This window comes from Coleofasciculus sp. F4-SAH-05 (assembly GCF_040222985.1).
GTDB lineage: Bacteria > Cyanobacteriota > Cyanobacteriia > Cyanobacteriales > Coleofasciculaceae > Coleofasciculus > Coleofasciculus chthonoplastes.
In genome coordinates, this window is the sequence record NZ_JAVKBY010000244.1 from 1 (window position 1) to 11,863 (window position 11,863).

General features: G+C 47.2%; 9 protein-coding genes and 2 pseudogenes. 6 read left to right on the forward strand and 5 right to left on the reverse strand.

Annotated elements, in window-relative coordinates; genetic code table 11:
• Window positions 1-138: 138 nt before the first annotated feature.
• Complete coding sequence (locus RIG27_RS29720) at window positions 139-1,452, reverse strand: peptidoglycan-binding protein (RefSeq protein WP_446350715.1); 1,314 nt, start codon at window positions 1,450-1,452, stop codon at window positions 139-141.
• 192 nt (window positions 1,453-1,644) lie between these two features.
• Complete coding sequence (locus tag RIG27_RS29725; RefSeq protein ID WP_446350716.1) at window positions 1,645-2,769, reverse strand: DMT family transporter; 1,125 nt, start codon at window positions 2,767-2,769, stop codon at window positions 1,645-1,647.
• 296 nt (window positions 2,770-3,065) lie between these two features.
• Here RIG27_RS29725 and sppA point away from each other — a divergent pair, with 296 nt between their 5' ends.
• The 3 genes and pseudogenes from sppA to RIG27_RS29740 form a co-directional block, all read left to right on the forward strand.
• The gene (sppA, locus tag RIG27_RS29730; RefSeq protein WP_446350717.1) at window positions 3,066-3,890 is read left to right on the forward strand and encodes a signal peptide peptidase SppA; all 825 of its coding nucleotides are present in this window, start codon (window positions 3,066-3,068) and stop codon (window positions 3,888-3,890) included.
• A gap of 229 nt (window positions 3,891-4,119) precedes the next feature.
• Window positions 4,120-4,515, forward strand: coding sequence for a chorismate mutase (gene aroH / locus RIG27_RS29735; RefSeq protein ID WP_446350718.1), 396 nt, complete (start codon window positions 4,120-4,122; stop codon window positions 4,513-4,515).
• A gap of 295 nt (window positions 4,516-4,810) precedes the next feature.
• Window positions 4,811-5,515, forward strand: a pseudogene (locus RIG27_RS29740) (RNA-guided endonuclease InsQ/TnpB family protein); the annotation flags it as partial.
• 210 nt (window positions 5,516-5,725) lie between these two features.
• On the opposite strand, the gene RIG27_RS29745 reads toward RIG27_RS29740, so the two are convergent.
• Window positions 5,726-6,433 carry a hypothetical protein gene (locus RIG27_RS29745; protein ID WP_446350719.1) on the reverse strand — a complete coding sequence of 236 codons (708 nt, stop codon included), beginning with the start codon at window positions 6,431-6,433 and terminating at the stop codon, window positions 5,726-5,728.
• Between the two features lie 189 nt (window positions 6,434-6,622).
• On the opposite strand from RIG27_RS29745, the gene speA reads away from it, so the two are divergent.
• Complete coding sequence (gene speA, locus RIG27_RS29750; protein WP_446350720.1) at window positions 6,623-8,722, forward strand: biosynthetic arginine decarboxylase; 2,100 nt, start codon at window positions 6,623-6,625, stop codon at window positions 8,720-8,722.
• A 198-nt stretch (window positions 8,723-8,920) separates the two neighbouring features.
• Here speA and RIG27_RS29755 read toward each other — a convergent pair whose 3' ends face one another.
• Both RIG27_RS29755 and RIG27_RS29760 read right to left on the reverse strand, forming a co-directional pair.
• Window positions 8,921-10,087, reverse strand: a complete 1,167-nt coding sequence (locus RIG27_RS29755; protein WP_446340387.1) for a sugar phosphate nucleotidyltransferase — start codon at window positions 10,085-10,087, stop codon at window positions 8,921-8,923.
• 386 nt (window positions 10,088-10,473) lie between these two features.
• On the reverse strand, window positions 10,474-11,274 hold the full coding sequence (locus RIG27_RS29760) for a segregation/condensation protein A (protein WP_446350721.1): 801 nt from the start codon (window positions 11,272-11,274) through the stop codon (window positions 10,474-10,476).
• Between RIG27_RS29760 and RIG27_RS29765 the strand changes: the two genes are divergently transcribed.
• Entirely contained in the window at window positions 11,262-11,525 is a 264-nt protein-coding gene (locus tag RIG27_RS29765) for a hypothetical protein (RefSeq protein ID WP_446350722.1), read from the forward strand. The genes RIG27_RS29760 and RIG27_RS29765 overlap by 13 nt on opposite strands.
• 126 nt (window positions 11,526-11,651) lie before the next feature.
• Window positions 11,652-11,863, forward strand: a pseudogene (locus RIG27_RS29770) (hypothetical protein); the annotation flags it as partial.

An 11,863-nucleotide genomic window follows, 5' to 3' on the forward strand; every position in this document is an offset into this window, starting at 1 on the left:
GGCAGAAGGAAAAATTGAAGGCTATCCCTAACTGGCAAGAACGGTTCAGGGAGAATGTTTATCACCTCTACTCATCTCTACCCAAAAGTGAGCAGAAGTGAGTAGATACGATCAGAAATTAGGTTACAGTTGCTAGCCCTATTCAAACAGGGGTGGTTCTTGTCGTTGATTCTCAGAAAAACTCAGAGGACTATGGGAAGGGGGTAAACTATTCGCTGTCGCGGGTGTGCGAATTCGTTCGAGCTGACTCAATGCCCAACGCGCTGTTTCCTGAACATCAGCCTCCGGATCATCTAAGGCATAGGATAATAACTGACTAATTTGTGCCACTAATTCATACATCAATGTCACATCCCGAATCGCGTTTTTACGCACTTGGGGATTATCATCCTGTAGGGAAAGCGCTAATGCTCGATTCATTGGTTTGAGTGTCTTCATACCAATTTGGGATAGCGCCTCTACAATTAAGCTGCGCTGTTGAGAATCAGACTCTAGCATTAGATTTACCAACGGTTGTACCGCCCTGGAATCTCCCCGTTGTGCTAGTTCCCAAATTGCTTTACGTCGTTTGGCTGGATCAGAGTCTTGTATGTCTTTAATTAATTGGTTAATCCCATTTTTCTTCGCCAGCCGATGCTTCGGTTTCGTGAGTGCGGCGTTAGTTGAGGGTTCAACATGGGATGGCGGTTTAATCGATGGGGAATCAGTAACACTCAACGCTGAAGGATTGTACCCGTTGGTATAGGATTCAGAGGGAGGAATTGGGGTGTCAACCGATTCGGCGGGTGATGAGTCTAGCCTATTGTTACTCGACATTACCATAGGCGGTTCCGGTTCCTCTGGAGGAGAAGAGGGCGGAGACTCCTCGGCTTTTGCAGAGGCTTGCCCTTTTTTGGGACTATCCAATACCTTGATTAAAAAGAATAAGCCTCCACCAAATACGACTAAGGTTCCAGACAAACCTGCGAGTATCCACAAGAGTTGCTTGCGCTTGCTGTTGGATTGAGCTTTTTCAGCATTTTGGTTGTCCTCCTGGGCGTTTTCTACTTCCGCCGGAGAATTATCAGGTTCAGGAACTTCCGCCGCCGCTGCTTGCAGCTTAGTCCATGTTGTTAAACCAACAACACCATCAGCGTTGAGATCGATTGACTCTTGAAATTCAATAACGGCAAGCCTGGTAGTGTCTCCATAGACGCCATCAGTATCGCCCTCATAGTAGCCTAGCTTTTTCAGCCGAGTCTGTAAGGCTTGCACGGTTTCGCCTCGACTACCCACTTGCAGGGGTAATTCCTCAATGCCTTTAGGGGATTGGGCGAGGAGTAGGGGGTGGGATAGGTTAACCGATGAATGGGCGATCGCAGGATTTAATCCCACAAAAGAGCCAATACCCATAAACCCGCCCAGGCAGGTCATGTAGGCAGCTAGAAGTACGGGGGAGCGATGGCAAGTCATAGGGAAATTAGGAACTTGAAGGGTTTGCCATGATAGTTTGCCGATTGTAGTCTCACTCCAAGATAGCTCAAATCCTTGCTCGTGACGCACTCCTACAGTCAATCAAAGTTTAGCCCTGAGCGGAGTCGAAGGGCTAAACTGTAGGCTTCTCCTCTCCAAAAGGAGATTCGCGTTTTATAGTGCTGAAATAGGTTAGCGGGGTAATCCTTCTACTTCAGAATCCTGGAGTTTGATCGGTAAAGCAATTAACCCCATCGCCTTCAAACTGCGGATAATGCGATCGCGAGTCGTTAAGGGTTCGGCGGTAACGGTTTGATTGACAGTCGTCCAGGCTTGGCGGAATGATGTTAATCCCTGAGCAATTTCCTGACGCTGATTAATCAAATAGATACTCACTAACGTCAAACTGACGCCTACCCATTGCAGGGAACTCAAGACTTCCCCTAAAAACAGATTGCCAAATAGCAGAGCAAAGACAGGAGTCAGAAACGTCAATGCGCTGAGACTGGTGAGATTCCCCTTAGAGGCAAAGTAGAAGAATAACCCGTAGGCGATCGCACTACCAAATATTGTTGAGTAAGCCAGTGCCATCCAGCCACTTAAGTCAATATTCACCCACTGTTGAGATTCCCACATACCCGAAAGCGCAAACAAGGGTAATCCGCCTAAAATCATGTGCCAACCTGTCGCCACAATCGGATCGGCATATCGACAGATAAAGCCAATCAGTACCGTTCCCACAGCCATCGACAGGGACGCCAGTAACATCAGCCATTCCCCATTTTGAAACAGATGCTGCCAACTCAATTCCACAGTTGTCATATTGCCATGGAGCAGGCTCACAATCCAGGCATCGGGCAACCCAATCAAACTAATGCCCACAATACCAATTGCCAGTCCTATGCCACCCCACAGACCAATAATTTCACCAAAAAGCCAACCTGACAGTAAGGCTACAGCTAAAGGCTGAGAATCAATCATCACCGAACCCAAGCCAGCCCCGGTTCGCACTAAGCCCTCGGCTAGAAATCCTTGAAATAAAGCACCATCTATTAGCGCAAACAGGCTAATCCATAACCAAGCTGCCCACCCTTTAGGCTGAGGACGCCCCATCATCGACGCTGCAATTAGGATAAGCACTCCAGCAGGGACTAAGCGCACCCCTGCCATAAATAGAGGAGTTGTATCGGGAATGACGCCTTTCATCGCCACCATCGCTGTCCCCCACAGGAAAAACGGTGCAATCAACAGTAGGGGCGCACGGCGTGCGCCCTTTAAGGGGGCAAAAGGGGATTGGTTGGTTATTTTGAGCTGCATGAGATCGTGTTTATTATCAACGTTGGGGATCAACCCGATATATTTCTTTATGATTCTTTACATAGATTGTACTAAATTTTTACTTTATGTTAAGCAAACGATACAAAAATGTCATGGGTTATTGTCCTTTGTCCTTCGTCCTTCGTCATTCGACAGGTCTGTGCTGAAAACATGATTCGGACAAAAAGTCTGAGATCGTGCAAACTGGTAAAGTAATATAGCGGTTCTCACGCTGGCTAACGTATTTAACGTGGCGGGACACCGCTTCGTGTCTACATCCCTATTTTTGAAACGATATGCCCTGGCCCTTTAAGCCTAAATCGCGTAAACAAATTGCTCGCATCGAAATCACGGGTTTGATTGCTGGTAATACTCGCCAACGGGTACTAGACGCGCTCAAAACCGTGGAAGAAAAGAAATTTCCTGCCTTACTGTTGCGAATTGACAGTCCTGGCGGCACCGTTGGTGACTCTCAGGAAATCTACAGCGCCTTGATGCGCCTGCGGGAGAAGGTGAAAATTATTGCCAGTTTTGGGAATATCTCCGCCTCTGGGGGAGTTTACGTTGGTATGGGAGCTGAACATATTGTGACCAACCCCGGTACGATTACAGGAAGCATTGGCGTTATCCTGCGCGGTAATAATCTAGAACGCCTCTTGGATAAGATTGGGGTTTCCTTCAAAGTTGTTAAATCGGGTCCCTACAAAGATATTCTGGGGTTTGACCGCGAACTTACTGACCCCGAAAAGACGATTCTGCAAGAGATGATTGATACGAGTTATCAGCAGTTCGTGCAAACCGTTGCTGAAGCACGAAACCTGGCGGTGGAAACGGTGAGAAGCTTTGCTGATGGTCGAATTTTTACGGGTCAGCAAGCCTTGGATTTAGGGGTGGTTGATCGCCTCGGAACGGAGGAAGATGCCCGTCGCTGGGCAGCCGAACTGGTGGGTCTTGACCCAGAGAAAACAAAATGTGAGACGATTGAAGAACCTAAGCGCCTCTTGAGTCGTTTGATTCCTGGTAATACGGGTCGGATGAACTCTGGGTTATCGGCAGGGATAAATTGGTTAGAATTTGAACTATCGACCAGTGGTCAACCGCTTTGGCTCTATCGACCTTAGGAGTTTTTCTCCAGGTGCAGGGGGGCAGGGGAAACAAAAGAGTTAACTCACGCGCCATGCCCTCTTTCCGAAGTGAAGGGTCAAAGCTCAAAACTTAGTCAGGGCGGGTTTGGTACAAAGGTTACCATCAATAGCTGGCACGAAAATCCCTAAACCCGCCCCTACAAACCAGATTCCCTTGAGCGAAGCGAAGGGTCAAAACTCAAAACTTTTTAGGAGGATATCAACAGTGGAGTGGCGTGTTCGAGCGATTCGTGGGGCAACAACGGTGTCAGAAAATACGGTTGCAGCAATTCGAGAGGCTGTAACAGAACTTTTAGATGAGATAGAAACCCATAATCAGATCGACCACGAGGAAATGATCAGTGTAATCTTTACAACGACACGGGATTTGGATACGATTTTTCCTGCCGCGATCGCACGCGAACGTCCTCATTGGGACAATGTAGCATTACTGGATCTCCAGCAAATGCATGTAGAAGGAAGCCTGGAACGCTGTATCCGATGCCTTATCCACATTAATACCCCAGTGAGCCAAACTGAGATTTATCACCCTTATCTGCGCCAAGCGAAAAACTTACGACCCGATTGGAGTTTAGCGCAATTAAGTTCATCTCCCTTATAAGGGGTGTCATTTGTCCTTTATCGTATGTCCTTCGTCGTATTAGCGCTTCAGGAAGCACATCCTTTCAGGGAACAGGGAACAGGGAACAGGGAACAGGGAACAGAGAAAAGGAAATTATAATGGATAATCCAGAATTTATCTTGGCAGGGGTTTGGGGAGTCGTAAGACCCACGCTGTAACATAAGATTCAGCGTTGGGATACACGACTCCCCAACGTTAATTTAGGTAACTCAATGCTACCTAAATTAACATTTACAGCTAAGCAACTCTCTAATAAACGTCTTATGATAGGGGCATGCTGACATTTAACTATTGCTACCGAATCTACCCAGACGCCACTCAACAACAACGGTTGATTGAGTGGATGGAAACTTGCCGCCGTGCCTATAACTATGCACTGGGGGAGATAAAGGATTGGTGCAATAGTCGCAAATGTTTGATTGATAGATGCTCTCTAGCAAAAGAGTACATCATTCCAGCAGATACTCCATTTCCCGGTGAACTAAGGCAGCTCAACAACCTGCCAAAGGTTAAGAAGGAATACCCCAAGCTAAGGGAAGTTCCCTCTCAAGTTCTTCAGCAGGCAATAAAGCAACTGCATAAAGCCTGGGATTACTTTAAATCTCGCGGGTTTGGCTTTCCTAGGTTCAAGAAGATTGGGCAGTTTAAGTCGTTGCTATTCCCTCAATTTAAGGAGAATCCAGTAACGAACCTTCATGTAAAGCTGCCAAAACTGGGAACAATTCCAATCAACCTGCACCGCCCTATTCCATCGGGTTTTACGGTTAAACAGGTGCGAATTACCAGGAAAGCCGATAAATGGTATGCATGTATCAATATTCAGTGTGATGTCAGTGTCCCTAATCCAAGACCTCATGGACACCCAATTGGGGTAGATGTGGGATTAGAGAAGTTTTTGGCTACCAGCGATGGAGTTGTTGTCAAGCCGCCTAAGTTTTTTAAGGCGCTACAAAGCAAGCTTAAATTGCTGCAACGTAGACGCACTCAGGTAATCAGAAACCGAGGGATAAAGTTAATTAGTACCGATGGGCTATCGGGAAAGGAAACTGCCTGTGCAGCCGATCTACCGGGGGTTGAGGTAACTCAAAACCATCCAAGTGGCGAAACCCCGAAAGGGAATAACCAGGAAATCCTCAAAGTGATTTGGGGAGGACCCACACCATAATTTTCAATTTGGTGTGGGAGGATGTCACTTGTTATTTAAATAACTTGATGTTTGACTCAGAGAAATGTCTCGCCCTGTAGACAAACTTCGCCGCATTATCGACGCTAGAGACTCACGTTTGCGTAAATCCAGCATTTCGGCAAGACTCTGCTCATCCTTATCCAACGGATTTTTTTCTTGATCAGGTACGACAGTTACTTCAGTGTCTAAATCATAAGCAACGGGCTGGGAAGAGTCCAGCGTCTGGATTGCTTGTGTCTTCGCCGCCGATTGCGGGGATTGGGAAACTTGACGGTGATTTACGGGGCGTCGCCGTTTTTTGCGCCGGGTTGATTTAGACGGTTTGATAACTTGACGACGTTGAGTAGATTGCCTAAACGCCTGAGTGACTAACCAAGAACCGGCAGCACAACCAAAGGCTAAACCCAAAAATAAAGCAAGGGGTAAACCTTCTTTTGGTGAAGAGTTTTCTGTCGAAGAGGTGATCGGAGAGTTCGATAAGGGTGTCTGTCTTGCGGTTGATTCCAAAATCGTTGAGACCAAGGGTTTCGGCACAGATTTATTTGACTCAATCCGCCCAGGATTGAGTAAACCAACTGCTGCCACAGTGCCAATCAAGACGAGAAAGCCCCAGATTGTTCCCCAAAAGACAAAGGGATACCTGTTAACGAGCTGCTGTAATACCTGTGGGTAATTGTGCTGTTCGGAAGAATGGTCAGATGAATTGAGCATTGACGCCCTTTACAGTCAGGATCAACTTGAAAACGCGACGCTTTGCGCCTTGAGAGTAGAGAAACCACTATGCTGAAGGAATTTTAACATGGTTTCTTGGACAACATGACAAAAATCCTCTCAATGCCATTACCGAGATGCGCTAGCATTAACAATCGCAAGGCATAGTTTAAAGGGTGAGCGAAGAGTATGACAGGAGAGCTAACATCTACAATTAGCATTCGCGAGCAAAAGCAGCAACCGCATCACCCGGATATTCCTGCTCACACTCGCTTACCTCATGGCAGATCATCACGCCCAACTTGGACGATTGAGGAGAGTGAGAAACTTTATCGGATTCAGGGATGGGGAGAACCCTACTTTTCGATTAACGCCGTCGGTCAGGTGACGGTTTCCCCCAAAGGCGATCGCGGCGGTTCCCTGGATTTGTTTGAATTAGTGGAAGCGCTCAAAGGACGTAATCTGGAACTGCCGTTATTAATTCGCTTTTCCGATATCCTTGCCGATCGCATTGAGCGCTTAAATGCTTGTTTTGCCAAGGCGATCGCTCGCTATAATTACCCAGGTTGTTACCAGGGGGTTTATCCGGTCAAGTGTAATCAGCACCGACATCTGGTCGAAGAGTTGGTGCAGGTTGGACACCCCTATCAGTTTGGCTTAGAAGCGGGTTCTAAACCTGAACTGATGATTGCACTAGCCACCTTAAAAACCGATGGCGCTCTGCTTATCTGTAATGGTCACAAAGACCGAGAATATATCGAAACGGCACTGCTATCGATGCGGTTGGGACAAAAACCGATTATTGTGATTGAGCAACTCGAAGAAGTCCAGCTTGTGATTGACATTTCGGCAAAACTAGGTATTGAGCCGATAGTCGGTGTACGAGCCAAACTGAGTACAAAAGGGAGTGGGCGTTGGGGAGAATCCACAGGCGATCGCGCTAAGTTTGGTCTGACGCTTCCGGAGATCCTTTCGGGTGTCAATCAACTCCGGGATGCTGGATTGCTCAACGCCTTGCAGTTATTGCACTTTCATATTGGCTCTCAAACCTCTGCCATTAGCGTGATTAAAGATGCGATTCGAGAAGCCAGTCAAATCTATGTCGAGCTGCGTGCCTTGGGCGCTAATATGAACTATTTGGATGTGGGGGGTGGCTTAGCCATTGATTATGACGGCTCTAAAACCAGCTTCCACGCCTCGAAAAACTACAACATGCAGAATTATGCCAACGATATCGTTGCCGAGGTGAAGGAAGCCTGTGAAGCTCGTCAGATTCCCGCCCCGGTGTTAATTAGTGAAAGTGGTCGCGCGATCGCCTCTCATCAATCCGTACTCATCTTTGATGTCCTCAATACCAGCGATGTTCTCTCTGGAGAACCTGTACCTGCTCACGAGAACGAACATCTGATTATCCGTAACCTCTGGGAAACTTACGGAAATATCACTGTCGAAAATTACCAAGAAGCCTACCACGACGCCATTCAATTTAATGAAGAAGCCAAAAGCCTGTTCAATCTCGGTTATCTCAGCCTGACTCAACGGGCTAGAGCCGAACAATTGTACTGGGCGTGCTGTGAGAACATTCTCAATATTGTGAGAACTCAGGACTATGTACCTAGTGATCTGGAAGACTTAGAAAAAACAATGGCGTCAATTTATTACGTCAACTTATCGGTCTTTCAATCAGTTCCCGATTCCTGGGCGATGAACCAACTCTTTCCGATTATGCCTATCCATCGGCTGAATGAGGAACCCACCTGTCGAGGGATCTTAGCCGATTTGACCTGTGACAGTGACGGCAAAATTAACCAGTTTATCGACCTGCGGGATGTTAAATCCGTGCTGGAACTGCATCCATTAAGAAAAGCGAAAGTACAGGAAAACCAGGGTAGTGGTGGGGAGTTTACGGATAAGGTAACTCAATCGACTGTTCTAGAGAAATCAGGAACAACCTCTCATCCTCAAACCAGAGAACCCTATTACCTCGGCTTATTTTTAGTCGGAGCTTACCAAGAAATTATGGGCAATTTACACAACCTGTTTGGCAACACTAATACTGTCCATATTCGACTCACACCCAGAGGCTATGAAATTGAGCATCTGGTTAAGGGAGATACCATAACAGAAGTATTGAGTTATGTACAGTACGACGCTGAGGACTTAGTTGAAAGCATTCGTCGTCGCACCGAACAAGCTCTACAAGACAATAGCATTACCTTGGCAGAATCCCAACGGTTGCTGCAAAACTACCAGAAGAGTCTGAGTAGTTATACTTATCTGTCTTCTTAGCGAGAAGTTGCGGAATAAGTGTTGGAATCAGGAAAAGTACCATTCTCCTCCCCCTGCTTCCCCTGCTTCAAGAGCTTCAAGAGCTTCAAGAGCTCCCTAACCCCACCACAATACTTATTCAGCCGACCCTAAATACGGTGGAATTGCCCACCCAACCAACAACATGAATGGTTGGGTGAGCAACTCACAGGTTATGGACTAACCATTTTGACCCAGAAGAATTTCATCAATCGCTTGCTTTTCTTCGGGATCTTGGGATGGAAGTGTCTGGCGGGTATCCGTAATCAGCCAATCGAGGGCAGCCGCTTGCACGTCAATTGTTGCACCCGTCTTATCCACGCAGTAGCGTCCAAAGACCAGCTTATCGACCAACCGAACGCCTGCACCCAAGCGGGAATATTCAAAAATAACGCTGTTATCAACCGTTGCGCCTTTACAGATCCAGCAATTCGGACCAATCATCGATGGACCAATAATTTTTGCACCATCTTCAATATGGGTCATGCCGCCAATGTAAACCGGTCCGGTGATATCCACTTTGTCCCAATTGACCGCTACATTTAATCCGGTGTAAACACCGGGAGCCACTTGCTTACCGGGAATCGAGACATTTTTAATGTCTCCCGTCAACACACCCCGAACCGCATGCCAATAGTCGGGAACTTTGCCAATATCCACCCACTGGAAATCCATTGATACGGCATAAAAGGGCGCATCCATTTCCACTAATTGGGGAAATAAATCGCCGCCGATGTCATATTCCTGACCAGATGGAATATAATCTAAGACTTCGGGTTCAAAAATATAAATGCCCGTATTGATATTGGTGCTGAGAGCTTCTTCTACCGAGGGTTTTTCCTGGAAAGTTTTAATCCGACCGCTTTCGTCAGTCACCACCACACCGTAGCTAGAGACTCGCTCTCGCGGCACGGGTTTGGTCACAATTGTAGCCACAGAACCTTTTTCTTTATGCCACTTGACAGCAGCAGACAGATCGAGATCAATCAGAGCATCCCCACAAAGGACAACAAAGGTGTCGTCAAAAAAGGGATAAAAGTCTTGGATCTTACGCATGCCACCTGCAGAACCCAAGGCTTCTCCTACCAGTTGACCATCGATAATTCGACCTTCAAATGAATAGGTAATTTCGACACCAAATCGTTGACCGTCCCGGAAGTAGCCTTCAATTTCATGAGCTAAGTGAGAGACGTTAACCACAACTTGGTCAAAACCATGCTGCCTTAGAAGTTCTAATAAAAACTCCATTACAGGTTTTTGCAGGATGGGAATCAATGGTTTGGGAATGGTATAGGTAATGGGGCGAACCCGAGTCCCCTTACCGGCTGCCAGAATCATGGCTTTCATAAAATTATCTTCCTCAAGCTATGCCACAAATGTTCAAGTTGGTCAATAGAGTCTGATGCTCAGCGGTTGCCCTTCCTTCAGGACGTTGAACCGTTGTCAAGACTCATCCTATATACCGGGAAAAATGACAGAGATCAGGTGACAAAGGGGTAGGTTCACAAAAGTTTGAGTGACTACCGATACCTAATCAATCACTATGCACCACTGACCTGGGTAAGTATGTAGGAGGCTACATACCGTATACATGAGTATCTGAATGCTCTTGCCTGAAGCCAGGAGGCAAAAGGCAAGATGCGGTTCATGAGACTGGTGTTGGTGCATTCTATCAAGTGTTGAACAGCCGATTAAGCTGCCAATCGGAATCCCAGATAACACCCCTGATTGATTTACCCCAGCGTCCGAATTTTTAAGTCTTGGTAGAATTCCGCTTGGGATAATTCCACCTTAGACTGAGCCGATAACAGGAGCAGCGCCCAAAACACACCGACTCGATCGCTGACTAGGGGTTTAGTGGTATCAACAGCCCTTGGGCGATTGTCATTCGTCGATACTGTTGGTGATACCGTCCACCACTCTAGCAATTGCTCTAGATTCAGCCAATCTTTTCCGGCAGCTATTTCATGCCAATGACCGGAAATAAACTGTTCTAGGCGTTTAGCAATGTCGGTGAGATTTTCATCGTGAGCCAGTTGGGTGATAGCTTGTGCCGCTTGTCCTCGTGATAGAGATTGTCGGCGGGTGGAACGAATGGGTGTGGGGGTGGCTTCGAGTTGATCTGCCATTTGCTGCAATTGCTCAATCAACTCGTTTAGGGTGACGGGGCGTTTTTTGGGCGGGGGTGCAGCCGTGCGACGACGGATATGGCGTTCTAAATATAAGGGTAAGCGCTGTTCACTCGTGGATTCGATTTCCGCTTCGGTATCACTGAATTCGGGTTCTTCGGGTTCCTCTAAACGTTGTAGCGTGTCGGCTTTGAGTAAGACAAGCATTGACGCCCATAAAAATGCTTGTCCGGATTGGGACAAATCGGTGTCACGGGGATTGATTTGGGCATCATTCCCCCAAGGGAGGCTACTGAGATAGCGATCAATCACTTCAATCACCTGAACATCCCAGGGATCGATTTCTCCGCGTTGGGCTAGGTCAATTAGTAGTGCGATCGCGTCGGTAGCAGGTGTTTGTCTCATCAGAGATAGGGGAAGCAGGGGAAGCTGCGGGAGCAGGGGGAGCAGGGGGAGCTCTTGAAGCAGGGGAAGCAGGGGGAGCTCTTGAAGCAGGGGGAGCAGGGGGAGCAGGGGAAGCTGCGGAAGCTGCGGAAGCAGGGGGAGCAGGGGAAGCTGCGGAAGCAGGGGAAGCTGCGGAAGCTGCGGAAGTTAACTCACGCACCATGCCCTCGAACCATGTCCTCAAACGAAATGAAGGAGAAGTGAAGGGTTAGAAACTGTAACATAATCCCCGATCATACCTCCTCATGTCTATTCAAAAATGAGTAGATATTTTAGTCGGAAACATTTTTGGCTGTCATTGTATATAATACCCGAAGTTGCGTTGACAGGTCGAATCAATGGCTACCATCACATACTGTAAAGGACTGCCTACTCCAGCTAAAGAGTTAAATCCATTGGGTAAGACTCAATTGGAAATGTTCCTAGCTGAATACTCATCTATATTCCATGTCTGCGTATGTGAGACAGCCAATCATCTCCTCTGGGATAATAAATTCAACAAGTCTCAATGGAATACGCATTTACAGCAGACATACGGGATAAACAAGCG

What these genes read in the sequence shown, in the direction of transcription:
- RIG27_RS29755 (WP_446340387.1), bottom strand. Translation starts at nt 10,087, where the DNA reads ATGAAAGCCATGATTCTGGCAGCCGGTAAGGGGACTCGGGTTCGCCCC.
- RIG27_RS29725 (WP_446350716.1), bottom strand. Translation starts at nt 2,769, where the DNA reads ATGCAGCTCAAAATAACCAACCAATCCCCTTTTGCCCCCTTAAAGGGC.
- RIG27_RS29760 (WP_446350721.1), bottom strand. Translation starts at nt 11,274, where the DNA reads ATGAGACAAACACCTGCTACCGACGCGATCGCACTACTAATTGACCTA.
- sppA (WP_446350717.1), top strand. Translation starts at nt 3,066, where the DNA reads ATGCCCTGGCCCTTTAAGCCTAAATCGCGTAAACAAATTGCTCGCATC.
- speA (WP_446350720.1), top strand. Translation starts at nt 6,623, where the DNA reads ATGACAGGAGAGCTAACATCTACAATTAGCATTCGCGAGCAAAAGCAG.
- RIG27_RS29745 (WP_446350719.1), bottom strand. Translation starts at nt 6,433, where the DNA reads ATGCTCAATTCATCTGACCATTCTTCCGAACAGCACAATTACCCACAG.
- RIG27_RS29720 (WP_446350715.1), bottom strand. Translation starts at nt 1,452, where the DNA reads ATGACTTGCCATCGCTCCCCCGTACTTCTAGCTGCCTACATGACCTGC.